The following is a 26,628-nucleotide window of genomic DNA, read 5'->3' on the forward strand; positions in this document are numbered from 1 at the left end:
TGCCGCCTTCGAGCAGGATGATCAGCGAGCCTTCCGACACGGAATCGCCCACCTTGACCTTCACTTCCTTGACCGTACCGGCTGCCGGGCTCGGCACGTCCATCGTCGCCTTGTCCGACTCGAGCGTGACGAGCGACTGCTCGGGCTCGACCGTGTCACCCGCCTTCACGAGCACCTCGATGACGGGCACGTCCTTGTAATCGCCGATATCCGGCACCTTCACTTCGATCGCTTGACTCATCTTTTTGTGTCTCCATGGCCGCGCGCGCCCCTCCCGGAAGCGGCGCGCGGCATCACACGGCGCGTGTGCGTTAAACGGTCATCGGGTTGGGCTTCGACGGATCGAGGTTGTACTTGGCGATCGCGTCCGCGACCACCTTGCGCTCGATCGTGCCTTCGTCGGCCAGCGCGTTGAGCGCGGCGACGGTGACCCAGTGACGGTCGACTTCGAAGAAGTGACGCAGCTTTTCGCGGGTGTCCGAACGACCGAAGCCGTCCGTGCCCAGCACGACGAAGCGGCGATCGACCTGACCGCGGATCTGGTCGACCAGCGCGCGCACGTAGTCGGTCGATGCGATGACCGGACCCTGCGTGTCCTTCAGGCACTTCTGCACGTGCGACAGGCGACGCTCCTCGCTCGGATGGAGCAGGTTCCAGCGCTCGACTTCATGGCCTTCACGCGCGAGTTCGGTGAAGCTCGGCACGCTCCACAGGTCGGCCGCGACGCCCCAGTCGTTCTTCAGCAGGTCGGCGGCAGCGATCACTTCGTTGAAGATCGTGCCCGCGCCGAGCAGCTGCACGCGCGGCGCCTTCTTGTCGGCGTCGGCCTTCTTGAACGCGTACATGCCCTTGATGATGTCGGCCGCCACGTGCTCGCCCTGCGGAATCGCCGGGTGCTCGTAGTTCTCGTTCATCACCGTGACGTAGTAGTACACGTCTTCCTGGTCCTGCACCATGCGGCGCAGACCGTCCTGGATGATCACCGCGAGTTCATAGCCGAACGTCGGGTCGTAGCTCACGCAGTTCGGCACCGACGCCGCCCACAGGAGCGAGTGACCGTCTTCGTGCTGCAGGCCTTCGCCGTTCAGCGTCGTGCGGCCCGCGGTGCCGCCGAGCAGGAAGCCGCGCGAGCGCATGTCGCCCGCCGCCCATGCCAGGTCGCCGATCCGCTGGAAGCCGAACATCGAATAGAAGATGTAGAACGGCACCATGATCTCGCCGTGCGTCGAATACGACGTCGCCGCCGCGATCCAGTCGCACATGCCGCCCGCTTCGTTGATGCCTTCCTGCAGGATCTGGCCGGTTTCCGATTCCTTGTAGAACATCAGCTGGTCGGAATCTTCCGGCACGTACTTCTGGCCTTCCTGGTTCCAGATACCGATCTGGCGGAACAGGCCTTCCATGCCGAACGTACGCGATTCGTCCGGGACGATCGGCACGACGCGCTTGCCGAGTGCCTTGTCCTTCAACAGGATGTTCAGGATCCGCACGAACGCCATCGTCGTCGAGATCTCGCGGCCTTCGCCCGTGCCCTTCAACAGCGGCTCGAATGCGTCGAGCGCCGGCACCGGCAGCGAGGTCGCCTTTTCGCGGCGATGCGGCAGGTAGCCGCCGAGGTCCATGCGCTTCTGGCGCATGTATTCGAGTTCCTTCGAGCCTTCCTCGAACTTCAGGTACGGCACGTCGGCGATCTGCTCGTCGGCGATCGGCAGGCGGAACTGGTCACGGAACTTCTTCAGTTGCTCGACCGGCAGCTTCTTCTGCTGGTGCGTGATGTTCATCGCCTGGCCCGACTCGCCCATCCCGTAGCCCTTGATGGTCTTCGCGAGGATGACGGTCGGCGCGCCCTTCGTGTTGGTCGCTTCGTGGAATGCCGCGTAGATCTTGTGCGGATCGTGGCCGCCACGGTTCAGCGCCCAGATGTCGTCGTCCGACCAGTCGGCGACGAGCGCCTTCAGTTCAGGCGTGTTGAAGAAGTGTTCGCGAACGAACGCGCCCGACTCCGACTTGTACGTCTGGTATTCGCCGTCGACGACTTCCATCATGCGGCGCATCAGCGCGCCCGTCTGGTCGCGTGCGAACAGCGCATCCCAGCGGCTGCCCCAGATCACCTTGATCACGTTCCAGCCGGCACCGCGGAATTCCGATTCCAGTTCCTGGATGATCTTGCCGTTGCCGCGCACCGGACCGTCGAGACGCTGCAGGTTGCAGTTGATCACGAACACGAGGTTGTCGAGCTTCTCGCGGCTCGCCATCCCGATCGCGCCGAGCGATTCCGGTTCGTCCGTCTCGCCGTCGCCGAGGAACGCCCAGACCTTGCGGCCGGCCGTCTTCGCGATGCCGCGCGATTCCAGGTACTTCATGAAGCGGGCCTGGTAGATCGCCATGATCGGGCCGAGACCCATCGACACCGTCGGGAACTGCCAGAAGTCCGGCATCAGCCACGGGTGCGGGTACGACGAGATGCCCTTGCCGTCGACTTCCTGGCGGAAGTTGTCGAGCTGCTCTTCCGACAGGCGGCCGAGCAGGAACGCGCGCGAGTACACGCCCGGCGACGAGTGGCCCTGCACGAACACGAGATCGCCGCCGTGCTGGTCGGACGCCGCGTGCCAGAAGTGGTTGTAGCCGACGTCATAGAGCGTCGCAGCCGACGCGAACGACGCGATGTGGCCGCCGACGTTCGTGTCCTTGCCTGCGCGCAGCACCATCGCCAGCGCGTTCCAGCGCGTGTACGAACGAATGCGGTGCTCGATGTCCTGGTCGCCCGGGATCTTCGCCTGCGCGGCAACGGGAATCGTGTTGATGTACGGGGTGTTGGCGGAGAACGGCAGGTGTTCGCCGTGCATGCGGGCGAACTCGATCTGCTTTTCGATCAGGTAGTGCGCGCGGCCAGTGCCCACGGAGGAGATTACGCCGTCGAGCGACTCGAGCCATTCAACGGTTTCTTGCGGGTCGTCGTCACGTTCGGCGGCGACATACTTCATCACTTCGTTCGGTACAGCGGACATTCTCGTCTCCTGGGTCCTGGAATGTGAGGATCGCTCTCATGCAGACGACGCGACGCGACCGGCTGCGGGCAAGCTCCGACGGATTGTAATGAGCGTGCACCGGCACGCGCAACTGAATTTTCGAATTATGAGATCTTTTCTCGTAATGCGAAATATTGCTGCGCTGCACCCATGCATCGGGCCTCCGCGGCGCGCGCCGCGGGCACAAATCCGTTTCCGTTCAACATATCCGGTATAGGTTTTCCATGTATTGCGCTGCGCTACAATCCTGCCATGTTGACCGATCGGCTTTTCGCACGCTCGGCGCGACCGTCGGGCCCGCCGGCGGAGTCGCAGCCGTCCCGTTGGCACCACGGACCGTGGTGGTCCAATTCCTATTTGCTGACGCCGCTGCTGTCGATCCTCGTGTTCCTCGTGGTGATGAGCCTGATTCTATGGAGCCTCAATCGCCGCGAACAGCAGCAGCAGGAAGACACGCTGTTCCGTAACGTCGCGTGGGCGCAGCAGCAGATCCGCCTGTCGATGACGGGTGCGCAGGAGCAGTTGCAGGCGCTGTCGCGCGATCTCGCGTCGGGCCGCCTCGACCAGAACGCCTTCCAGATGGCCGTCGCGGACGTGATGCAGACGCATCCGGAAATCCTCTATCTGAACTGGTACACCGCGCCCGGCGTGCAGCGCTGGCCGGCCGTGCACCCGCCGCTGCTCGGCCAGCGGCTCGCGAAGCCCGGCGACGCGCAGATGCAGGACGCCGTGCGCGGCGCGTACGACGAAGCGCGCAGCACGCGGCGCCAGGCCTATTCGCCGCTGATCTACGACGACTTCGGCAACGGCTTCATGACGCTGCAGACGCCAGTGATGCGCGGCGACCGCGAATATCTCGGCTCGATCGCCGCGGTGTTCTCGGTCGAAGGCATCCTGAAGCACGACATCCCGCAGGAGTTGTCGTCGAAGTACAAGATCTCGATCACCGACTCGAACAACCGCGAGCTGTCGTCCACGTCGACGCGCCCGCGCCTGCCGCGCGACTCCCATTACGACCTGCCGCTCGATCCGCCCGGCCAGGGGCTGACCGTGCGCGTGTACGCGTTCCCGCAGCTCACGAACCTGACCAACAACACGCTCGTCTGGCTCGTCGCCGGGCTGTCGTGCTTCGTGCTGTGGAGCCTCTGGAGCCTGTGGAAGCACACGCGCCAGCGCTTCGAGGCGCAGCAGGCGCTGTACGCGGAGGCGTTCTTCCGCCGCGCGATGGAAAATTCGGTGCTGATCGGCATGCGCGTGCTCGACATGCACGGCCGCATCACGCACGTGAACCCCGCGTTCTGCCGGATGACGGGCTGGGACGAAACCGACCTGGTCGGCAAGGTCGCGCCGTTCCCCTACTGGCCGCGCGACTCGTATCCGGAAATGCAGCGCCAGCTCGACATGACGCTGCGCGGCAAGGCGCCGAGCTCGGGCTTCGAGCTGCGCGTGCGGCGCAAGAACGGCACGCTGTTCCATGCGCGCCTCTACGTGTCGCCGCTGATCGACAGCTCGGGCCGCCAGACCGGCTGGATGTCGTCGATGACCGACATCACCGAGCCGAAGCGCGCACGCGAGGAGCTCGCGGCCGCGCACGAACGCTTCACGACGGTGCTCGAAAGCCTCGACGCCGCGGTGTCGGTGCTCGCCGCCGACGAAGCCGAGCTGCTGTTCGCGAACCGCTACTACCGCCACCTGTTCGGGATCCGCCCGGACGGCCACCTCGAGCTGTCGGGCGGCGGCTTCGACCGCGCGCAGGCGTCGTCCGACTCGATCGACATGGTCGACGCGTTCGCGGGCCTGCCGGCCGCCGCGCTGACGAGCAGCACGGCCGATGCGCAGGAGGTGTACGTCGAGAGCATCCAGAAGTGGTTCGAAGTGCGCCGCCAGTACATCCAGTGGGTGGACGGCCACCTCGCGCAGATGCAGATCGCGACCGACATCACGACCCGCAAGAAGGCGCAGGAACTCGCGCACCAGCAGGAAGAGAAGCTGCAGTTCACGAGCCGATTGATGACGATGGGTGAAATGGCGTCGTCGATTGCTCACGAATTGAACCAGCCGCTCGCCGCGATCAACAACTACTGCTCGGGCACGCTCGCGCTCGTGAAGAGCGGCCGCGGCACGCCCGAGACGCTGCAGCCCGCGCTGGAAAAGACCGCGCAGCAGGCGCTGCGCGCGGGGATGATCGTCAAGCGGATCCGCGAATTCGTGAAGCGCAGCGAGCCGAAGCGCCAGCCGGCGCGGGTCGCGGACATCGTCGCCGACGCGGTCGGGCTCGCCGAAATCGAGGCCAGGAAGCGCAGGATCCGGATCGTCACGGAAATCCTCGCAAGAATGCCTATTATTTATGTCGACCCCGTGCTGATCGAGCAGGTGCTCATGAACCTGATGAAGAACGCGGCCGAGGCGATGGCCGACGTGAAGCCGGCGTCGGTGGACGGCGTGATCCGCGTCGTCGCCGACATCGATGCGGGTTTCGTCGACATCCGCGTGATCGACCAGGGTCCGGGCGTCGACGAAGCGACCGCCGAACGCCTGTTCGAACCGTTTTACAGCACCAAGTCCGACGGCATGGGCATGGGGCTGAACATCTGCCGTTCGATCATCGAATCGCATCGGGGGCGTCTGTGGGTGGTCAACAATGTCGAACCGGACGGCCGCATTTCCGGCGCGACATTCCACTGCAGCCTGCCCATTGGGGAACCCGCTGATCTCGGCCAAGGGGGGCGCGAGGCATCGGCATCACATACCGTTACGGGAGAACTATGAATAGCCCTGTCACCACCACTCAGGAAACCGTCTTCGTCGTCGACGACGACGAGGCCGTACGGGACTCGCTGCGCTGGCTGCTGGAGGCGAACGGCTATCGCGTGCAATGCTTCTCGAGCGCCGAGCAATTCCTCGATGCCTATCAGCCGGCGCAGCAGGCCGGCCAGATCGCCTGCCTGATCCTCGACGTGCGGATGTCGGGCATGAGCGGCCTCGAGCTGCAGGAGCGCCTGATCGCCGACAACGCCGCGCTGCCGATCATCTTCGTCACGGGCCACGGCGACGTGCCGATGGCGGTGTCGACGATGAAAAAGGGTGCGATGGACTTTATCGAGAAACCGTTCGACGAGGCCGAGCTGCGCAAGCTCGTCGAGCGGATGCTCGACAAGGCCCGAAGCGAAAGCAAGAGCGTCCAGGAACAGCGCGCCGCGAGCGAGCGCCTGTCGAAGCTGACCGCGCGCGAGCAGCAGGTGCTCGAGCGGATCATCGCCGGCCGGCTGAACAAGCAGATCGCCGACGATCTCGGGATCAGCATCAAGACGGTCGAAGCGCACCGCGCGAACATCATGGAAAAGCTCAACGTCAACACGGTGGCCGACCTGCTGCGCCTCGCGCTGTCGAAGAAGCAGGCCTGAACGTTGCGTGCGGCCGCGGGGCGCCTGCCCGGCCGGCCGCACCCATGCACCCTCGCGCCGCGCAATGCGGCCCACTCGCGCGGCGCGGCGCTTCCTCCCCGGGGCGCCGGCATCGCCGCCATGACGCTTTCCTTGTATTCGCTGTCGGACGACAGCAGGCGACCGGTATAATTGCGTGCTTTGCTGCGGCACTTCGTGCGCCGCACACTCGCATTCCAACTTCCCGGCAGGACCACCACCATGACAGCCCTCCTCATCGACGGCAACGCCCTCTCGAAGACCTTGCGCGCGCAGGCCGCCCAACGCGCCGCCGCCCTGACCGCCCGCGGCCACCAGCCCGGTCTCGCGGTGATCCTCGTCGGCGCCAACCCGGCGAGCGAAGTCTATGTCCGCAACAAGATCAAGGCGTGCGAGGACAACGGCTTCTTCTCGCAGAAGGATGCGTACCCGGACACGCTGTCGGAAGCCGACCTGCTCGCGCGCATCGACGAACTGAACCGCGATCCGAAGATCCACGGCATCCTGGTCCAGCTGCCGCTGCCCGCGCACATCGACAGCCACAAGGTGCTCGAGGCGATCGCGCCGGAGAAGGACGTCGACGGCTTCCACGTCGCGAACGCCGGCGCGCTGATGACGGGCAAGCCGCTGTTCCGTCCGTGCACGCCGTACGGCGTGATGAAGATGTTCGAAGCGCATGACATCCCGCTGCAAGGCGCGAACGCGGTCGTGATCGGCCGCTCGAACATCGTCGGCAAGCCGATGGCGATGCTGCTGCTCGAAGCCGGTGCGACCGTGACGATCTGCCACAGCAAGACGCGCGACCTCGCCGCGCACACGCGGCAGGCCGACATCGTGGTCGCCGCGGTCGGCAAGCGCAACATCCTGACGGCCGACATGGTCAAGCCCGGCGCGACGGTGATCGACGTCGGCATGAACCGCGACGACGCGGGCAAGCTGTGCGGCGATGTCGACTTCGCCGGCGTGAAGGAAGTCGCCGGCCACATCACGCCGGTGCCGGGCGGCGTCGGCCCGATGACCATCACGATGCTGCTGATCAACACGATCGAAGCAGCCGAGCGCGCCGCCGCGGCCGCCTGATCGCGCTGTTCGCCCAGCCGGCGCGCATTCGTGCGCCGGCATCTCGCCGGTCGCCCTCGCGGCCGCGCGTCACACTGCCACACCCGCCGCGTTTCGCCCGTATCCGACCCCGCGTCGAGCGTATCCAATCGCGACGTTAGAAACTAACGATTGGAAAGCGCGCGATGCGCCCCAATAATGTCGATATCGGGCGCCGTTGCTTCGCGCCTCACCCTTTTCACCCCGGTTCATCCGGCAACAGACAGGGAGTCTTAATGTCCGCCAGCGCCAATACCAATCCGCTTCTCGATTTCTCCGGCCTGCCCCGCTTCGGCGAGATTCGTCCGGAACATGTGACGCCCGCGCTCGACACGCTGCTCGACACCGCCAACCGCGCAGTCGACACCGCAAGCGCACCCGCGACGCCGGCGACCTGGGCCACGATCGTCGAGACGGTCGAGCAGGCGACGGAGCCGCTCGGACGCGCATGGGGCGTCGTCGGCCATCTGAACGCCGTCGCCGATACGCCGGAACTGCGGGCCGCCTACGGCGAAAACCTGCCGCGCGTGACCGAATTCTGGTCGAGCGTCGGCCAGAACCTCGCGCTGTACGAGAAGTACAAGGCGATCGCCGCGAGCGCCGAATACGCGACGCTGTCCGCCGAGCGCAAGAAGATCCTCGACAACGCGCTGCGCGATTTCCGCCTGTCGGGCGCCGAGCTGCCGGAAGACCAGAAGCCGCGCTTCGCGGAACTGCAGGAGCAGCAGGCCGCGCTGTCGAAGGCGTTTTCCGACCACGTGCTCGACGCGACCAACGCGTATGCGTACTTCGCGCAGGACGAGGCCGAACTCGCCGGCCTGCCGGGCGACGCGATCGAAGCGGCCCGCGAAGCCGCGCAGAAGGAAGGCAAGGAAGGCTGGAAATTCACGCTGCACTTCCCGTCCTACTTCCCTGTGCTGCAATACGCCGAGAACCGCGCGATGCGCGAGACGCTGTATCGCGCGTATGCGACGCGCGCCTCCGAACTCGGACCGCAATACGGCGGCGGCAAGGCCGAATGGGACAACACGGCGATCGTCGCCGACGAGCTGAAGCTGCGCCGTGAAGAGGCGCAGATGCTCGGCTACCGCAACTTCGCCGAAGTGTCGCTCGCGCCGAAGATGGCCGAGTCGCCGCAGCAGGTCATCGCGTTCCTCGAGGATCTCGCGACGCGCGCGCGCCCGCACGCTGACAAGGACTGGGACGAACTGCGCGCGTTCGCCGCGAAGGAACTCGGCCTGACCGAACTCGCGCCGTGGGACGTCGCGTTCGCGGCCGAGCGGCTGCGCCAGCAGCGCTACGCGTTCTCGGAAAACGAGGTCAAGCAGTACTTCCCGGAACCGGCCGTGCTGAAGGGCCTCTTCACCGTCACCGAAACGCTGTTCGGCGTGCGGATCAAGCCGGACGAGGCGCCGGTATGGCACCGGGACGTGCGCTTTTTCCGCGTCGAGAACCGCGACGGTTCGCTCGTCGCGCAGTTCTATCTCGACCTGTATGCACGCGAAGGCAAGCGCGGCGGCGCGTGGATGGACGATGCGCGTGCGCGCGCAAAGCGCGGCGGCACCGTGCAGACGCCGGTCGCGTACCTGACCTGCAACTTCTCGGCGCCGGTCGGCGGCAAGCCCGCGTGCTTCACGCACGACGAAGTCATCACGCTGTTCCATGAATTCGGCCACGGGCTGCATCACATGCTCACGCGCGTCGATGAGCTCGGCGTGTCGGGCATCAACGGTGTCGAATGGGATGCGGTCGAGCTGCCGTCGCAGTTCATGGAAAACTTCTGCTGGGAATGGGACGTCCTGTCGTCGATGTCGTCGCACATCGATACCGGCGCCGCGCTGCCGCGCGAGCTGTTCGACAAGATGATCGCCGCGAAGAACTTCCAGAGCGGCCTCGGCACGCTGCGCCAGATCGTGTTCTCGATGTTCGACATGCTGCTGCACGTCGACTTCGACCCGGCCGGCGCGACCGGCGTGAACGCGTTCGCGCGCGAGATCAACGAGCGCTACCACGTGATCCCGCAGGCAGCGTTCTCGCGCTGGCCGAACACGTTCAGCCACATCTTCGCAGGCGGCTATGCGGCCGGCTATTACAGCTACAAGTGGGCCGAGGTGCTGTCGGCCGACGCGTACGCGGCATTCGAGGAAGCGGCCGCCGCAGGCGGCAGCGTGCTCGACGCGGCGACCGGCACGCGCTATCGCCGCGAAATCCTCGAAGTCGGCGGCAGCCGCCCGGCGATGGATTCGTTCAAGGCGTTCCGCGGCCGCGAGCCGGAAATCGACGCGCTGCTGCGCCACAACGGGATGACCTCCCCCGCGCACTGAGCACGCGCTGGCCGGCTCGTCCGGCTGCATCGGAAGGCACCGCTTCGGCGGTGCCTTTTTTCATGGCGCGGGCGTTTCGTCGTTGGCGGCGTTGGCATCGGCTGCGTCGGCGTTACCGGCGTCGTCGGCACGGTCGGCTTCATCGTCGAACAAGGAGAACTGCCCGTGCCGCTCGGCCGTGTCCTCGTCGATGCGCACGCCGACGCCCAGCAGCCGCACGGCCTGCGCGCGCCGCTGCAGCCCCTTCGCGAGCAGCGTGACCGCCGTCTGCGCATTCGTCGCGTCGGCCACGCATTCGACCGTCGTGCGCTGGAAATCGGCGAAGCGGATCTTCACGTACAGCTTGCGGATCGCCCGCACCGCACCCGCACGCGCGATCCGCGCGTCGAGCTGCACGACGAGGCGGCGGATTTCGTCCGCGCATTGTTCGAGCGTCGTCAGGTCGGTCACATAGGTCGTCTCGACGCTGACCGACTTGCGCTCCTGGTCGGCCTGCACCGGCCGCTCGTCGATCCCGCGCGCCAGCTGGTACAGCCGTCGACCGAACGCGCCGAAGTCGCGATGCAGGTCGATCAGCGACCAGTCGCGCAACTGCGCGCAGGTCTGGATGCCGAGCCGGTCGAGCCGCGAGGCCGTCACCTTGCCGACGCCGTGCAGCTTGCGCACCGGCAGCGCCGCGACGAACGCATCGACTTCATGCGGGCGCACGACGAACAGGCCGTCGGGCTTGTTCCAGTCGGACGCGATCTTTGCGATGAACTTGTTCGGCGCGACGCCCGCCGACACCGTCACGCCCACCGTGTCGTACACACGCTGGCGGATCTCCCGTGCAATCAGCGTCGCGCTGCCCTGGCACAGTTCGGAACCGCTGACGTCGAGATAAGCCTCGTCGAGCGACAGCGGCTCGACGTCGTGCGTGTAGTCGCGATAGATCGCCATGATCTGCCGCGACGCCGCGCGGTACTTGTCCATCGCGGACGGCAGGATCAGCAGGTCCGGACACTTGCGCATCGCCAGCGCCGACGACATCGCCGAATGCACGCCGTAGCGCCGCGCCTCGTAGTTGCAGGTCGCGATCACGCCGCGCTGGTCGGGCCGGCCGCCGACCGCGAGCGGCCGGTTGCGCAGCGACGGGTCGTCGCGCATCTCCACCGACGCGTAAAAGCAGTCGCAGTCGCAGTGGATGATCTTGCGCACGCGCGGCGGCGCATCGCCAGGCGGCGGCTCGCGCGGAGGATCGGCAGGCGGGATGATGGTCGGATTCACGGTGCCGATACTGTACAAAAACACAGTGCCGGTTTCAACTGTCGCGTACTGCCGCGTTCGGTCGGCCCGTACCGGTGCGCTTCGCACGGATCGTACCGCCGCGCGCACGGGGCGGCCCCTATACTCGTCTGCCACGACATACGAAACGCACAGGTGACGGATGAAGACGATCGGACTGATCGGCGGGATGAGCTGGGAATCGTCGGCGGAGTACTACCGGATGATCAATCGCCATTCGAAGGCGCTGCACGGCGGCCATCACAACGCAAAGAGCGTGCTGGTCACGGTGGATTTCGCCGAGATCGAAGCGCTGCAGCGCGCGCAGGACTGGGTCGCGCTCGGCGAACGGATGGCTGACGCCGCGCGTCAGCTCGAAGCGGCCGGCGCCGATCTCGTCGTGCTGACGACCAACACGATGCACCGCGTTCACGGCGCGATCGAAGCGGCGGTGGCGCTGCCGTTCCTGCACATCGCCGATCCGACCGGCGCCGCGCTGCGCGCCGCGGGCGTCGAGCGCGTCGCGCTGCTCGGCACGCGCTACACGATGGAATTGCCGTTCTATGCGGAGCGTCTGGGCGACAAGTTCGGCCTCGACGTGCTGGTGCCGGACGAAGCCGCGCGCGGCGACGTGCACCGGATCATCTACGACGAGCTGTGTCACGGCGTGATCGATGCGGCATCGCGCGCAACCTACGTGGCGATCATCGACGAACTGGCGAAACGGGGCGCGCAAGCCGTGATTCTCGGCTGCACGGAAATCACGCTGCTGATCGGCGCGGACGATTCGCCGCTGCCCGTATTCGATACGACCGCGCTGCATGCGAAGGCGGCGGTCGAGTGGGCGGCGGGCTGACCACCACGCGCCGTCGCGCGGCGGACCTCGGCCGGAGGCCGGCGCGCCCGCCGGCAACCCTCACCGCGATTTGATGGCCGGATTCTTCCACGCGGCGGGAAACACTATCTTGCCCGTCGCATCGCCTCGCGCGCGACGCCTCGCTCTCGCCCGCGGCACGGGGCTGGCGGGAACGGTCCACGAATTAGGCGGCGCGTCTCGCACGGTCTGGCCGATTCAACTGGTTATCCATTGGTAATAAAGTGGGCGCAAATTGGTATGCGAGCGGCATGGCCGCAATCGGTGCTGCTCGTGCGGTCTCTTTTCCACCAACAGGAAACCGGAACATGAAACGACTCAAGTCCGCGGTCGCTGCGATGCTCGCCATGTCGACCATGCTCGGCGCACACGCCGACCCCACTATCCGCGCGTCGGCCCCGACGACGCCCAACGGCGGTTTCGATCGCCTCACGTGGGACATCACGCCCGAGGTCGTGCCGACCAATATCAACGCCAGTTACTACTGGGCCACCCAGGTGTGGTCCGAACATGGCAGCCACCCGATCTATACCGGCATCCAGCCGCGCACCCAAAGCACCAACGTCGTGATCTTCAGCGCGTTCGGCGCCGGCACGACGCCCCTGTCGGCGAATTGCCGCGGCGGTGCCGACGGCGGCTCGGGCACCTCGTGCTCGATCGGCTATGCCTGGAAAACGGGCCATGCCTACCGGCTGCAAATCGTCCATGCGCAGGCCGATCGCGCCGACGGACGCTCGACCATCGAAGGCTTCATCACGGACGTCGCAACCGGCGTCACGACACCGACCGGCAGCATCGCGGTGCCGGCAGACTGGGGCGGACTGTCGAACAGCGCTTCCGTGTTCGATGAGTTCTTCCCGTTCAACGGCGCGTCGAGCGACCCGATGCAGCGGCCGTGCGTGCCGTACGTACGCTATACGACGTCGCTGCCGCATTTCTATCTGAAGGAGGTCGACTACCCGACGACCGAACGGTCGATCCGGCTGAATACCGGCAAGGACAAATGCGCGGCGCTGACCGGCACGCCGAACGCGCGGGCCACGCTCGTCAACACATCGACTTATCTGATCGAGAACGGCTTCCTGCCGGGGAGCCCCGGCGCGCCGAAATGACATTCGGATGCTGAAAACAAAAAACCCGGCACGAGGCCGGGTTCCTGTCGACGAAGCGCGCATCGGTCATATGCGCTGCACATCGTCTGGTGTGCTTGGTTGCGGGGGTAGGATTTGAACCTACGACCTTCGGGTTATGAGCCCGACGAGCTGCCAGACTGCTCCACCCCGCGTCAGAGAAATAAATTATAGGGTGAGGAAGCACTCACGTCAACACCTTTGTCACAATTTCTTCGCGGGTCGTCGATATCGCGATGCGCGGTGCGTGCTTCGCATCGCGTGTCGCGCGCGTTCGCGCCACCGTGCTCGCGGTAAGATGGCGGCCTTCGCATTCACCCCGCACGCATTCCCGTTCATGAAAATCGCCACCTGGAACGTCAACTCGCTCAACGTCCGCAAGCAGCATGTGCTCGACTGGATCGCGCACAGCGGAACCGACGTGCTGTGCCTGCAGGAACTGAAGCTGCCGGACGAGAAATATCCGCGCGCCGATCTCGAGGCCATCGGCTACCGCAGCTGGTTCACGGGCCAGCGGACCTACAACGGCGTCGCGATCCTCGTGCGCGACACGCTCGCCGTCGACGAATCGGACGTCGTGCGCAATATCCCCGGCTTCGACGATCCGCAGCAGCGCGTGATCGCCGTGACGGTCGAAGGCGTGCGCATCGTGTCCGCCTATTTCCCGAACGGCCAGTCGCCCGACTCCGACAAGTTCGTCTACAAGATGCAGTGGCTCGACGCACTGCATGCGTGGCTGAGCGCCGAGCTGCAGCGCTATCCGAAGCTCGCGCTGCTCGGCGACTACAACATCGCGCCGGAAGACCGCGACGTGCACGATCCGGCGAAATGGGAAGGCCAGAACCTCGTGTCGCCGCAGGAGCGCGCGCACTTCGCGAAGCTGCTCGAGCTCGGCTTCGTCGACGCGTTCCGCCGTTTCGAGCAGCCCGAGAAGACCTTCACGTGGTGGGACTACCGGATGCTCGCGTTCCGCCGCAACGCGGGGCTGCGCATCGACCACATCCTGCTGTCGCCGGCGCTCGCCTCCAACTGCACGTCGTGCGAAGTCGACCGCCTCCCGCGCACGTGGGAACAGCCTTCCGACCATACGCCCGTCGTCGCGGTCGTCTGCTGAGCACCCTGCCCGCTCATGCCCGCGCTCAACCGCGCGCGGGTGCGGGCGGGGGCCCGAGATGGGCCCACAGAAAGCCGAATTCCGCCGCATCCGCTTCGGCACGCTCCAGATCGTCGGCGCTGCCGTGGCCGCCGTCCGTGTTCTCCCAGTACCACACCCGTTCGTGTCCGAGCGCATGCATGCGCGCGGCCATCTTGCGCGCATGCGCGGGATGCACGCGGTCGTCGCGCGTCGACGTCGTCAGCAACAGCGGCGGATACACGACACCTTCGCGCACGCGGTGATACGGCGAGTAGGCGGCCAGCGCCGCGCCCTCGCGCGAATCGTCCGGATCGCCGTATTCGTCGAGCCATGCGGCGCCCGCATGCAGCTTCGGATAGCGCCGCATGTCGAGCAACGGCACGCGGCACAGCACCGCACCGAACAGCTCCGGACGCTGCACCATGCACGCGCCGACCAGCAGCCCGCCGTTGCTGCCGCCCTCGATGCCGAGCTGCGCGGCCGTGGTCACGCCGCTGCGGATCAGATCCTCGGCCACCGCGATGAAGTCGTCGAACGCACGCTGCCGATGCTCGCGCTGCGCGTCGACGTGCCAGCCCGGCCCGAATTCGCCGCCGCCGCGGATGTGCGCGAACACCGCGACGCCGCCGCGTTCGAGCCATGCGATGCCCAGTGCATCGCTATAGCCCGGCAGGTTCGGAATCGCGAAGCCGCCGTAGCCTGACAGCAGGCAGGGTCGCGCGACGCGGGTGACGCCGTCGGGGTGATCCACCCCATCGAGTGCGTCACGCGGCCCGATCAGCGTGTACGGCACCACCGTGCCGTCGCGCGAGCGGGCATTGGCGCGACGCACGACGAGCCCGGCCGCGTCGAAGCGCACCGGCGGCCGGTCGAGCAGCACACGGCGCGACGCTGCATCGGCCGCGCGATCGGCCAGATCGGCAAGCCAGCATTCGGGAGGATCGAGATAGGTGTCGACGTCCACGTACACGTCGTCGTTCAGCGTCGACTCGACCGGCTCGACGTCGACTTGCGCGTCGCCCGGCCACTCGAACGGCCGCGCGTGCCACGTCCATGCACCGTCCTCGCCCTGGCGCGGCTGCCACAGCATCGTGCGGTTTTGCACGTCGTCGAGCCAGCTCGCGATCAGCATCGTGCGGGTATGCGTCCACGTGCACGCGGACGTCGACGGCCGCGGTTCGAACAGCGTCGTGAGTTCACGCGCGCCGGCGAGGAACGCCTGCTCACGGATCGCGAGCAGCGAGCCGCCCGCGTGACGCACGCCACCGCAGTCCCAGTCGAGTCGCGGCTCCAGCACGAGCCAGCCCTCCCAGAAGCCGACCTCGACATGCGTCGGCACGTCGTAGCGCACCCACTCGCCCGCGTCGTTCAGCCAGTACGCGTGTGCGTCGAAGAAATCCACGCTGCGCCACGCGACGTGGCGGCCGTCGATCGGATCGAACGCCGCGCCCGCGCTGATGTCGTCGGGTTCGCCGCGAAACACGACCGGCGCATCGGCAAGCGGCGTGCCGCGTACCCAGCGGCGCGCGTCGTACGGATAGCCGGCCGCGGTCGCATGCGCTTCGCCGCGGTCCCAGCTCACGTAGACGGTATCGCGGTCGATCCAGCCGATCGTGTGATGCCCCGGCTCGTCGATCGTGAACCCGTCGTCGACGAAACGGCGCTGCACGAGATCGAACTCGCGCACGACGACCGCGTCGGCGCCGCCCGGTGACAGCGACAGCAGCGCGCGGTCGCCGTCCGGATACAGGATCGAGTCCTGCTCGAACACCCAAGACTCACCCTCTTGCGCACCGAGCGCATCGACGTCGAGCAGCGTTTCCCAGTCGGGCCGGCCCGCGCGCCAGTCGTCCCAGCGCGCGCGGCGCCACAGTCCCTTCGGGTGGAGATCGTCCTGCCACAGGTCGTACGCCCACTCGCGCCAGCGGGTCGGAATCACCGGGCGTTCGCGCGGCAGATACGCCTGCGCGAGCCGCGCGGTGAGCGCGCGATACGCATCGTCGTCGCGCAGCGCGACACGCGTGCGCGCGTTCTGCTCGTCGACCCACGCGCGGGCGCGCTTGCTGTCGAGCGATTCGAGAAAACGGAAAGGATCGGCCCCGGCGGGCCAGCGGAAGGAATCGGACATGACGGATCGCACGTGACGGCAAACCGAGATTATGTCCGATCGCGGCATGCGCGATGCCCGCGCATGCCGCGACGGAGGCTCAAGGCTCCAGGTGCAGTTCCTGGATCTTGCGCGTGATCGTGTTGCGGCCGATGCCGAGCCGCTCCGCCGCCTCGACCTTGCGGCCGCGCGTGAAGTCGAGCGCCTCGCGGATCACGGCCGCCTCGAAGCGGCGCGCGAGCTCGTCCATCACGTCGGCCGAGTTTTCGCGCAACAGCCGCGCGACTTCGGTGCGCAGCCCGTTTTCCCACATCGGATAACCGGCCGGCGCGCCGTTCGGCGCGGCCGCGACGGGCGCCGACGTCAACGGCGCCGCACCGGCCGCCGGCTGCACGCGCAGCCCGTCGCCACCGCCGAGGCTCGCGCCGCCGTGCGCATCCATGCCATCGGCCGTCGCAGTCACCGGCGCACCTGCCGGCACGAGGTCCGGCGGCAGGTCCTTGATCTCGACCGTCTGCGCGGGTGCCATCACGGTCAGCCAGTTCGCGAGATTCTCGAGCTGCCGCACGTTGCCGGGGAACGACAACGACGTCAGGTACGCAAGCGCGTCGTCGGACACGCGCTTGGGCTCGACGCCGAGGTCGCGCGCGCTCTTCTGCAGGAAGTGGCGCGTGAGCAGCGCGATGTCCTCGCTGCGTTCGCGCAGCGGCGGCAGCCGCAGCCGGATCACGTTGAGCCGGTGGTAAAGATCCTCGCGGAACAGCCCCTGCCGCACGCGCGCCTCGAGATTCTGGTGCGTCGCGGCGATCACGCGCACGTTCGCGCGCAGCGGGTTGTGGCCGCCGACCCGGTAGAACTGCCCGTCCGACAGCACGCGCAACAGGCGTGTCTGCAGGTCGAACGGCATGTCACCGATTTCGTCGAGGAACAGCGTGCCGTTCTCGGCCTGTTCGAAGCGGCCCTGGCGCGTCGTCTGCGCGCCGGTGAACGCGCCGCGCTCATGGCCGAACAGTTCGGATTCGAGCAGGTCCTTCGGAATCGCCGCGGTGTTCAGCGCGATGAACGGTCCGTTCGCCCGCGGGCTGTGCCGGTGCAGCGCCCGCGCGACGAGCTCCTTGCCGGTGCCCGATTCGCCGGTGATCAGCACGGTCGCGGCCGAATGCGACAGGCGGCCGATCGCGCGGAACATGTCCTGCATCGCGGGCGCCTGGCCGAGCATCTCGGGCGCTTCGGCCACGCGCTCGTCCTGCGGCGCGCCGCCGCGCAGGCTTTCCTCGACCGCGCGGCGGATCAGCTCGACCGCCTTGTCGACGTCGAACGGCTTCGCGAGATATTCGAACGCGCCGCCCTGGAACGCCGCGACGGCGCTGTCGAGATCGGAGAACGCCGTCATGATGATGACGGGCAGGTCCGGCAGACGCTCGTGCACCGCCTGCAGCAACTCGAGGCCGGAGCCGCCCGGCATCCGGATGTCGGATACGAGCACCTGCGGCGTCTCGTGGTCGAGCGCGGCCAGCGCGTCGCGCACGTTTGCGAAGCTCTTCGTCGCGAAGCTGTCCCGCGCGAGTGCCTTTTCGAGCACCCAACGGATCGATTGGTCGTCGTCTACTATCCAGATCGGCTTCATAGGTCGGTCAGATATTGGTGAATCCGGTGAATTGCCATGCCGCCGCTCAATGGTCGAGCGGCAGCAGGATCTGAAATTCGGTACGTCCGGGCCGGCTGTCGACCTCGATCATCCCGTCGTGCTGCTGCACGAACGTCTGCGCGAGCGTGAGGCCGAGTCCGCTGCCGTCGTCGCGCCCGGACACCAGCGGATAGAAGATCCGGTCACGGATCTCTTCCGGAATGCCGGGCCCGTTATCGACTACATGCAAGTCCAGTGCCAACTTGTACAGGCGCTTCGCGACCGTCACCTTGCGCGCGACGCGCGTGCGCAGCTCGATCTTCGCGTCGCCCTGCGCGATCCGTTCGCGCAGCGCCTGCGCGGCGTTGCGCACGATGTTCAGCAGCGCCTGGATCAACTGCTCCTTGTCGCCGCGCAGGTCGGGCACGCTGACGTCGTAGTCGCGCTCGATCGTGAGCCCGCGCGGAAATTCCGCGAGCATCACCGCGCGCACGCGTTCGCACACTTCATGAATGTTCACGTCGCCGACGATGTGCGGATGCCGGTGCGGCTCCAGCAACCGGTCGACGAGCGTCTGCAGGCGGTCGGACTCCTTGATGATCACCTGCGTGTATTCGCGCAACTCGCCGCGCTCACGCTCGCTCAGCTCGAATTCGAGCAGCTGGGCTGCGCCGCGAATGCCGCCGAGCGGGTTCTTGATCTCGTGCGCGAGATTGCGGATCAGTTGCTTGTTGACCGCGGTCAGGTCGTGGATCCGTTCCTCGCGATCGGTGCGCGACTGCCGTTCGTTCTCGAACAGTTCGACGAGCACGAAATCGGGCGCGGTCTCGAGGAAGCCGACGATCGCATGCACGTGCAGCGCCTCGTGACCGGGACGGTCGAGCACCGTGTCGAGATGCGTTGCGTGAAAGCGCTGCTGGCCGATCGCGGTGATCGTCGACGCGAGCTCGTTCGCGTTCGGAAAAATCTCGCCCCACGGCCGCTGCGCGAGCTGCCGCCGAGAGATGTCGAGCATCGCCTCCGCGGACGGGTTCGCGAACGCAACCCTGAGCGTCTTGCGGTCGAGCACGATCACGACCGTCGGCAGTGCTTCCAGCCCCGCAAGCAGGCCCGAGCGCGCGAGCCGCTCGTCTTCCGTCAGTCGCTCGGGCTGCCCCGTCTTCGCCTTGATCAGATTCTTGAGAGCCATCTTGCGTATCGTCGCGCCTCACCGGGTGGGAACATGAAAATTTGCGGAACAAAAAAGGGACGGCTGGACGCCGTCCCCTTTCAGACTCCGCGGTTCCCGCCGCAGGCCGCGCGACGGGAACGAACCGGCATGACGGCGCTCACTCGAAGCGCCATCGCCGATTACAGCGAGTAGTACATCTCGAACTCGATCGGATGCGTCGTCATGCGGAACTTCGCCAGCTCCTGCTCCTTCAGCGCGAGGTACGCATCGAGCATGCTGTCGGTGAACACGCCACCACGCGTCAGGAACTCGCGATCCTTGTCGAGCGCTTCCAGTGCCTGGTCGAGGCCCGCGCAGACGGTCGGGATCTTTGCATCCTCTTCCGGCGGCAGGTCGTACAGGTTCTTGTCCGCGGCTTCGCCCGGATGGATCTTGTTCTGGATCCCGTCGAGGCCGGCCATCATCAGCGCCGTGAAGCACAGGTACGGGTTCGCCATCGGATCCGGGAAGCGCGTTTCGATACGGCGACCCTTCGGGTTCGACACGTGCGGAATGCGGATCGATGCCGAACGGTTACGCGCCGAGTAAGCGAGCTTGACCGGTGCTTCGAAGTGCGGGACCAGACGCTTGTACGAGTTCGTCGTCGGGTTCGTGATCGCGTTCAGTGCACGGGCGTGCTTGATGATGCCGCCGATGTAGAACAGCGCCAGTTCCGACAGGCCGGCATAGCCGTTACCCGCGAACAGGTTCTGGCCGTCCTTCCAGAGCGACTGGTGAACGTGCATGCCCGAACCGTTGTCGCCGACGACCGGCTTCGGCATGAACGTCGCCGTCTTGCCGTACGAGTGCGCGACGTTATGGATGATGTACTTCGACCATTGCGTCCAGTCGGCGCGCTGAACCAGCGTCGAGAACTTCGTGCCGATTTCGTTCTGGCCCTGGCCCGCCACTTCGTGGTGGTGCACTTCGACCGGGATGCCGAGCTGTTCGAGCAGCAGGCACATTTCCGAACGCATGTCCTGGAACGTGTCGACCGGCGCGACCGGGAAGTAACCGCCCTTCGTGCCCGGACGATGGCCCGTGTTGCCGCCTTCGAATTCCTTGCCTGCCGACCACGGTGCTTCTTCCGAGTTGATCTTCACGAAGCAGCCCGACATGTCCGTGTTCCACTGGACCGAGTCGAAAATGAAGAATTCCGGTTCCGGACCGAAGTAGGCCGTGTCACCGATGCCCGTGCTCTTCAGGTACGCTTCGCCGCGTTTCGCGAGCGAACGCGGATCGCGCTCGTAGCCCTTGCCGTCGGCCGGCTCGACCACGTCGCAGGTCAGCACGAGGGTCGACTCTTCATAGAACGGGTCGACGAAGGCGGCGCTCGGGTCCGGCATGAGCAGCATGTCCGACGCCTCGATGCCCTTCCAGCCGGCGATCGACGAGCCGTCGAATGCATGGCCGCTTTCGAACTTGTCTTCGTCAAACGCCGAAACCGGCACCGACACGTGCTGTTCCTTGCCGCGCGTATCCGTGAAGCGGAAATCGACAAACTTGACGTCCTCGTCCTTCACGAGCTGCATGACGTCGGCGACGGTTTTACTCATAACCTCTTCTCCTGATTGAACAATTCCGGCGGACTGGGAACCGCCTCGTTTATCGAGCTGCCCGGAGTCTGGCTTTGGCGCAGCGCGCCCCGGGTCGACCGAATTCTATATAGCAGCTTCCGTGCCAACCATACACAGAAGCGACATGAATCGCGCCAGCCCGCGCCACTGCGGGGCCCTGCTGCGCGATTCCGGGGCCGGGCGCCGCACCGGTGCTCGCGGGATCGCACCGATATGGTGCAATCGATGAGAGACGCCGGCGCGGCGGAATCATTCTGGTGCATGCGCACCATTCTGCACTCTTTTGGTGAGCACGGGGCGGTGCATGCGCGGCAGGCTATGCGCACATCCGCGCGGCGGCGCCGCGCTAGAATGTTCGTTTGACCGAACCATACGGAGACCTCCCGCCATGAGTACGCTCGACCAGCTTTACGCGAAGGCCGAAGAACGCCGCACCCAAGGCGCGCTCAACTATGCCGGCGCGCTGCTGCCGGTCGAGGCATTCGAACTGCTGCAGCTCGACCCGTCGGCGCGCCTCGTCGACGTGCGCACCCGCGCCGAGCTCGACTGGATCGGCCGCCCGCTCGTCGGCGACGGCCAGTACCTGCACCTCGAATGGACGCGCTACCCGGGCGGCGTGCCGAACGCCGAATTTGTCAACGAACTGAAGGCGGCCCTCCCGGCCGATACGCCCATCCTGTTCCTGTGCCGCAGCGCCGCGCGCTCGAAGCTCGCCGCGGTCGCGTCGTCACAGGCCGGCTTCACGAAGGCGTTCGACCTGCTCGAAGGCTTCGAGGGCGGCAAGGACGCCGAGGGCCACCGCAAGACGGTCGACGGCTGGTGCTTCCGGAAACTGCCGTGGATCGGCGCCTGAGCGCGCATCCGTTCAGGCACGCCCGACTGCCACATCGTCGAGCCGGGCGATGACATCCCGATGACGGGCCGCGTTGCGCGGCCCGTGGTTTTTGCGCGGCCTGTTTGCGTGAATGATCGCGGGCCGTTCAGGCGCGCGGCGCATCCGGCTCGACAACATCGCCGCCGAGCAGATGCACGCCTTCGCGCAGCTTCACGAACGCGGCCGCGACCGCTTCCGGCTCGCCCTTCACGCCGAGATCGATATGCCGGCGCGCGTAGATGCCACCGCGCTCCGCGTCGCCCACGCTCGGCAGGCTGAAGACGCGCACGCCCGGGAAGTCGCGCTCGATGTTCTCCATCAGCGGCGTCAACGTCGATTCGGGCAGTTCGAACACGAACAGCGAGCGCTCCGCGTGCGGCGTCACATGATGGAGATGCTGGTACTTCGTATCGAGCACCCATTCGATCATCGGCCACGCCATCACCGGGAAGCCGGGCACGAAATGGAGATCGCCGACCGAGAAACCGGGAATCCGGTTATAGCCGTTCGGGATGATCGTCGCGCCCACCGGAAACACGCCCATGTTGAAACGATGTCGGTTTTCCGGCGAATCGAAATCGACCGGCGTGGCCGGATCGGTATGCGTCTCGCGGATGCGCTCCGAAATCAGCGCCTTCGCTTCCGGATGCAGCGCGAGCGGCACGCCGAGCGCGGCGGCGGCGCACTGGCGCGTATGGTCGTCCGGCGTCGCGCCGATGCCGCCCGTGGAAAACACGATGTCGCCGGACGCGATCGCGCGTGCGAGCGTGGCGGTGATCCGCGCCGGATCGTCGCCGACGTATTCGGCCCAGTCGAGTGCGAGGCCGCGCGCGCCGAGCAGTTCGATGACCTTCGCCAGATGCTTGTCCTGTCGGCGGCCCGAAAGGATTTCGTCGCCGATGATGATGATGCCGATGCTCATGCCTGCCCCATGTCGATTGCGGTGGCGCGCGAACTCGCGCGCAGGTCGTCCAGCGCGCGCAGGCAATAGTGCCCGAACCACAGCGCCGAGAAGACCAGGATGAAAGCGTAAACCCAGATCATGGCCGCCGCCACGAACGGAAACAGCACCATCATCCAGACCGACGACACCCACACGAAGGTCGGCACGGTGCCGAGCAGCCCGGTCGCGACGCCGATGCCGATCAGCGGCCAGCGATGCTGCCGCACGAGCGCGCGGCGCTCGTCGCGGCTCGCGTGCTGGGCGAGCGCGTCGTAGGTCATCACGCGGTACGTGAGCCAGCCCCAGATCACGGGCGGCAGCAGCGCGAAGAACGGCGGAATCAGCCACAGGGGGATCGTGACGACGAGCAGCACGACCCCGACGAGCGCCGCGCCGAGCGAATTGACCGCGCTGCCGAGGAATGTGCCGCCCCGCTTTGCCTCGAGCGCGGCGAACTGTCGGTTCGACAGGTGCTTGATCACGACGGGCATCGAGATCGTCGCGATCAGCAGCAGCACGGTCAGCACGATCAGCGGAATCGCGAGCGACACGACGACGAACGGCGCGACGACCGCATGCAGCTGCGACATCCCGATCGCGTCGAACGCGCGGTACAGCGCGGCGGTCAGCACGAAGCCGTCGAGCGCGCCGCGCGCGGCATCGATCAGCGCCTGCCACGAGAACCACAGCAAGACGCCCCACAGCAGCGCCGAGACGACGAACGGCATCAGGGTCAGCCACAGCATGCGCGGGTGCAGCGCGCTGGCGAACGCCCGGATGAAGGAGCGCAGCAAGTCGTTCATGCGAACCTGTATCGACGGAGAAAAACGGGGAAAGGATAAACCACACGGCCCGCATGCGCCAAAGCGCATGCGGGCCGTGTTGGGAAGCGGTTCAACGGGACGGTGACGAGGTCAGGCCGACGCCGCGCCGCGCTTCGCGGGAACGAGGCGCCGGAAGATCCGCACGAACGCGAGGCCGTGCTGCGCCCAGAAGCCGTCGCCGTAGGACACGCCCTCGACCTGCTCGCGGATGCCGGTCGGCTCGACCGTGCGGTTCCACGACGCGGTGCCGAACATGACGTCCCACCACGGGAACAGCACGCCGAAGTTGCAGCCGTACTTGGTGCCTTCATGGCCGTAGCCGACCGCATGGTGGCGCCGGTGGAAGGTCGGGCTCACGAGCAGGCGCTCGCCGAGCCGGCCGAACGACAGTCGCGCATTCGTATGCTGGATGCTCTGCAGGAAGTTGGTGACCGCGGTCAGCACGACGAACTGCGACGGCGTCACGCCGATCACGAGCGCGATCGCGGCGAAGAAGCACGACTGGAGCACGTCGTCGAGCAGGTGGTTGCGGTCGTCGCACCACAGCGACATCTGCCGCTGGCTGTGATGGACCGCGTGCAGCTCCCACCAGATGCCGAACTTGTGCTGCCAGCGGTGATACCAGTAGCCGGCGAAGTCGAGCACGACAAGGTAGATCGCGAACGCGACGATCGGCTGCGAGGTCACGCCGGGCCACAGATAGTCGAGGTTGAAGTTCGCGACGCCGTGCAGGCGCAGCCACGACTGGAACTTGTCGAACACCGGCTGCAGCGCGAAGAAGAAGAACAGCGCATAGATGCCGAGCTTCGAGATCGCCGTGTAGATCACGTCGACCCGCACCGCGCGGCGGTTCTTCCAGCGCTCGACGGGCGCGAGCGCCTCGAGCGGGCGCAGCAGCGCGAACATCAGCACCATCTGCAGCGCGCCGATGATCACCCAATACAGCGCGTCGTAGGTGTCCTCGTCATAGTCCATCAGGTTGAACTTGAAGAGGAGCGGCTGCACGACGTCGACGTACAGCCAGGTCTGGATGTCCGACACGAACGCATCGATCAGGTGCAGCATCGTTCGCCTCCGCCCGTCACGCGCCGTTTGCAGCCTTCCACGGCGCGCGGTCGTAGAAGTAGATCCCGTGCGGCGAACGGCCGACGGCGATCGTCTGCACCAGCTTGCGCGATGCCAGATCGATGATACCGACCTTCTTCGCGAAGCGGAACGTCACCCACAGCGTCTTCTTGTCGGCCGACAGCTCCATGTCGTCCGGCCCCGGCAGCAGGCCGGTGATGTCGCCGACGTTGGTGAGGGTGTTCTCGTCGAGGATGCTGATCGTGTTCGCGACCCGGTTCGTGACGGCGACGTGCGTGCCGTCGGCGAGCGAGCGGAAGTTGTGCGCGCCCTTGCCCGTGTAGATCTGCTTGACGACCTTCTGGTTGCGCCAGTCGACGACCGCGACGTAATCCGCGCCGGTCATCCCGACCAGCAGGAACTTGTCGTCCGGCGTGAGCCACAGGCCGGCCGGCACCTTGCCGACCTTCATCTTCCACTTGACCGTCTGCGTCGGCAGGTCGATCGCCGCGATCTCGCCGGACACCTGCAGCGACACGAGCAGCGTCTTGCTGTCCTTCGTGAACGCGAGGTGGCTCGGCATCACCGCCAGCGGCACGCGCTTCGCGAGGTGCACGTCGTGGCCGTCGTAGCTGTAGATGTCGACGCGGTCGAGCCGCAGCCCCGCCGCCGCGAACCACTTGCGGTCGGGCGAGAAGCCGAGCTGGTACGGATCGTCGATCCCTTCGACGGTGCGCTGCAGCTTGCCCGTCTTCGGATCGAGGAACATCAGGCTGTTCGAGATCGAATTTGCGACGATCAGCGACGAATTGTCGGGCGTCGCCATCAAATGGTGCGGCTCCTTGCCGGTCGGCAGCGTGGAGACGACCTCGCGGGTCTGCTGGTCGATCAGGGAAAGCGTCGCTTCGGCCGAGTTGAGGATGATCACGTTATTCGCGTGTGCGGCCGGCGCCAGCACGGCGGCGGCCAGCGCGAGTGCGCGGCCGAGGGAAAGGAAAGTGCGCATGAAGACTCACGTCGTGGAACAGCAGTCATTGTAGAACGTTCGACCGGCCCCGCCGGTTGACGCAAGCCCGGGTTGCGCCACATCGACGCATGCCGCGGCGACGGTGCGGCCGACTGCGGCAGGCCCCACGGGGCGGCCGCGGCCGGCAGCCGGCGCGGGGCCGGCGGGCCGCCGTGGCGCTAGCGCTGCATCGACTCCCACACCTTGTGCAGACGCTTGACAGAGACAGGCATCGGCGTGCGCAGTTCCTGCGCGAACAGCGAAATTCGCAATTCTTCCAGCAACCAGCGGAATTCCGCGAGCCGCGGATCGGCGACGCCGCCGCGCTGCGACACCGCGCGCTGGTACTGCTGCACGAGCGGCAGCAGCTCGCCGGACTGCTTCGCGTCGCGCGCCGGGTCGGCCTTCAGCTTGTCGATCCGCAACGCGATGCCCTTCAGGTAGCGCGGGAAGTGCGCAAGCTGCGTGTAAGGTGTGTCGATCACGAAGCGCTTGCCGACCAGCGCCGCGAGCTGCTGCTGGAGATCCGCGTAGGCCTGCGCGAACGGCTTCGCCTGCGCGAGCTTCTTCACGAGCCCCGCGTATTCGGCGAGGATCTGCCCGACCAGCCGCGCGATCTCCTGCGCGAGCAGGTTCAGGCGGCTCCGGCCCTCGTCGCGGCGCGCATGGAAGCTCGCGTCGTCGTCGGGCAGCGGATCCTGCAGGCACGCGCGGTCGAGCGCCGTGTCGATCAGCTGGTCGCGCAGCTCGTCCTGCGTGCCGAGCGACATGTACTGCATCGCCATCTCGCGCAGCCCCGGCAGGTTCTTCTCGAGGAACTTGATCGGCTCCTTCAATTGCAGCGCGAACAGCCGCCGCAAGCCGGCCCGGTGAATCCGCGCGGCCTCCTCCGGCGAGTCGAACACCTCCACGTCGCAATGCGTGCCGCGATCGACGAGTGCCGGATAGCCGTACAGCGTCTGGCCGCGCCGGCGGATCTCCAGCAGCTCGGGGAGCTTGCCGAAGTTCCACGTCGTGAGGTTCTCGTACAGCGCGGTCGCGCCGGCTTCCGCCGCGGCGCCCGTGTGCGGCGCCGCGCCCTTGCCGGCCTTGCCGCCCTTCGCCGCCGAACCCGGTGCGG

The 26,628-nt window shown here is 66.6% G+C and carries 20 protein-coding genes and 1 tRNA gene; 8 read left to right on the forward strand and 13 right to left on the reverse strand.

Annotation, left to right across the window (positions count from 1 at the left end; translation table 11 throughout):
* Positions 1-241 (reverse strand): biotin/lipoyl-containing protein (locus F3J14_RS22560; RefSeq protein WP_348772009.1); only part of this gene is annotated, 241 nt, incomplete at its 3' end.
* A gap of 70 nt (positions 242-311) precedes the next feature.
* Positions 312-3,008, reverse strand: a complete 2,697-nt coding sequence (gene aceE / locus F3J14_RS22565; protein WP_166724899.1) for a pyruvate dehydrogenase (acetyl-transferring), homodimeric type — start codon at positions 3,006-3,008, stop codon at positions 312-314.
* Positions 3,009-3,281: 273 nt separating this feature from the next.
* On the opposite strand from aceE, the gene fixL reads away from it, so the two are divergent.
* The 4 genes from fixL (at position 3,282) to F3J14_RS22585 (ending at position 9,873) form a co-directional block, all read left to right on the forward strand.
* Positions 3,282-5,798 carry an oxygen sensor histidine kinase FixL gene (gene fixL / locus F3J14_RS22570; RefSeq protein WP_166724900.1) on the forward strand — a complete coding sequence of 839 codons (2,517 nt, stop codon included), beginning with the start codon at positions 3,282-3,284 and terminating at the stop codon, positions 5,796-5,798.
* Positions 5,795-6,433 (forward strand): oxygen response regulator transcription factor FixJ, encoded by a 639-nt coding sequence (gene fixJ, locus F3J14_RS22575; protein ID WP_006493245.1) that lies wholly within the window; start codon positions 5,795-5,797, stop codon positions 6,431-6,433. Before fixL ends, fixJ begins: the two co-directional genes overlap by 4 nt.
* Before the next feature lie 240 nt (positions 6,434-6,673).
* Entirely contained in the window at positions 6,674-7,531 is an 858-nt protein-coding gene (gene folD / locus F3J14_RS22580; RefSeq protein WP_166724901.1) for a bifunctional methylenetetrahydrofolate dehydrogenase/methenyltetrahydrofolate cyclohydrolase FolD, read from the forward strand.
* A gap of 254 nt (positions 7,532-7,785) precedes the next feature.
* Entirely contained in the window at positions 7,786-9,873 is a 2,088-nt protein-coding gene (locus tag F3J14_RS22585; protein ID WP_166724902.1) for a M3 family metallopeptidase, read from the forward strand.
* Positions 9,874-9,933: 60 nt separating this feature from the next.
* Here the strand turns inward: F3J14_RS22585 and dinB are convergent, their stop codons facing one another.
* Positions 9,934-11,163, reverse strand: a complete 1,230-nt coding sequence (gene dinB / locus F3J14_RS22590; RefSeq protein ID WP_166724903.1) for a DNA polymerase IV — start codon at positions 11,161-11,163, stop codon at positions 9,934-9,936.
* Positions 11,164-11,299: 136 nt separating this feature from the next.
* Between dinB and F3J14_RS22595 the strand changes: the two genes are divergently transcribed.
* Positions 11,300-11,992: an aspartate/glutamate racemase family protein gene (locus tag F3J14_RS22595; RefSeq protein ID WP_166724904.1), complete on the forward strand. Its 693-nt coding sequence runs from the start codon at positions 11,300-11,302 to the stop codon at positions 11,990-11,992.
* A 326-nt stretch (positions 11,993-12,318) separates the two neighbouring features.
* Positions 12,319-13,122 carry a hypothetical protein gene (locus F3J14_RS22600; RefSeq protein WP_166724905.1) on the forward strand — a complete coding sequence of 268 codons (804 nt, stop codon included), beginning with the start codon at positions 12,319-12,321 and terminating at the stop codon, positions 13,120-13,122.
* Positions 13,123-13,218: 96 nt separating this feature from the next.
* Here F3J14_RS22600 and F3J14_RS22605 read toward each other — a convergent pair.
* Positions 13,219-13,295, reverse strand: a tRNA-Met gene (locus F3J14_RS22605).
* Positions 13,296-13,477: 182 nt separating this feature from the next.
* Here F3J14_RS22605 and xth point away from each other — a divergent pair.
* Entirely contained in the window at positions 13,478-14,254 is a 777-nt protein-coding gene (xth, locus tag F3J14_RS22610; protein WP_211080382.1) for an exodeoxyribonuclease III, read from the forward strand.
* Positions 14,255-14,279: 25 nt separating this feature from the next.
* Here the strand turns inward: xth and F3J14_RS22615 are convergent, their stop codons facing one another.
* The 4 genes from F3J14_RS22615 to glnA form a co-directional block, all read right to left on the reverse strand.
* On the reverse strand, positions 14,280-16,403 hold the full coding sequence (locus F3J14_RS22615; RefSeq protein WP_166724907.1) for a prolyl oligopeptidase family serine peptidase: 2,124 nt from the start codon (positions 16,401-16,403) through the stop codon (positions 14,280-14,282).
* Between the two features lie 79 nt (positions 16,404-16,482).
* On the reverse strand, positions 16,483-18,009 hold the full coding sequence (gene ntrC, locus F3J14_RS22620; protein WP_166724908.1) for a nitrogen regulation protein NR(I): 1,527 nt from the start codon (positions 18,007-18,009) through the stop codon (positions 16,483-16,485).
* A 46-nt stretch (positions 18,010-18,055) separates the two neighbouring features.
* On the reverse strand, positions 18,056-19,198 hold the full coding sequence (gene glnL, locus F3J14_RS22625) for a nitrogen regulation protein NR(II) (RefSeq protein ID WP_166724909.1): 1,143 nt from the start codon (positions 19,196-19,198) through the stop codon (positions 18,056-18,058).
* 161 nt (positions 19,199-19,359) lie between these two features.
* Positions 19,360-20,775, reverse strand: a complete 1,416-nt coding sequence (gene glnA, locus F3J14_RS22630) for a type I glutamate--ammonia ligase (RefSeq protein WP_166724910.1) — start codon at positions 20,773-20,775, stop codon at positions 19,360-19,362.
* A 409-nt stretch (positions 20,776-21,184) separates the two neighbouring features.
* Here glnA and F3J14_RS22635 point away from each other — a divergent pair, with 409 nt between their 5' ends.
* Entirely contained in the window at positions 21,185-21,649 is a 465-nt protein-coding gene (locus F3J14_RS22635; protein ID WP_166724911.1) for a rhodanese-like domain-containing protein, read from the forward strand.
* 127 nt (positions 21,650-21,776) lie between these two features.
* Here the strand turns inward: F3J14_RS22635 and F3J14_RS22640 are convergent, their stop codons facing one another.
* The 5 genes from F3J14_RS22640 to F3J14_RS22660 form a co-directional block, all read right to left on the reverse strand.
* Positions 21,777-22,592 (reverse strand): molybdopterin-binding protein, encoded by an 816-nt coding sequence (locus tag F3J14_RS22640; RefSeq protein ID WP_166724912.1) that lies wholly within the window; start codon positions 22,590-22,592, stop codon positions 21,777-21,779.
* On the reverse strand, positions 22,589-23,416 hold the full coding sequence (locus F3J14_RS22645; RefSeq protein WP_166724913.1) for an EI24 domain-containing protein: 828 nt from the start codon (positions 23,414-23,416) through the stop codon (positions 22,589-22,591). The genes F3J14_RS22640 and F3J14_RS22645 overlap by 4 nt, the downstream gene beginning before the upstream one ends.
* Before the next feature lie 111 nt (positions 23,417-23,527).
* Positions 23,528-24,502 (reverse strand): sterol desaturase family protein, encoded by a 975-nt coding sequence (locus F3J14_RS22650; RefSeq protein ID WP_006755028.1) that lies wholly within the window; start codon positions 24,500-24,502, stop codon positions 23,528-23,530.
* Positions 24,503-24,518: 16 nt separating this feature from the next.
* On the reverse strand, positions 24,519-25,508 hold the full coding sequence (locus F3J14_RS22655) for a beta-propeller fold lactonase family protein (RefSeq protein ID WP_006755029.1): 990 nt from the start codon (positions 25,506-25,508) through the stop codon (positions 24,519-24,521).
* Between the two features lie 179 nt (positions 25,509-25,687).
* Positions 25,688-26,628, reverse strand: a 941-nt coding sequence (locus F3J14_RS22660; protein ID WP_166724914.1) for a DUF3418 domain-containing protein, incomplete at its 5' end; no start/stop codon positions are given.

The organism is Burkholderia sp. Tr-862 (assembly GCF_011753085.1).
Taxonomy (GTDB): domain Bacteria; phylum Pseudomonadota; class Gammaproteobacteria; order Burkholderiales; family Burkholderiaceae; genus Burkholderia; species Burkholderia ambifaria.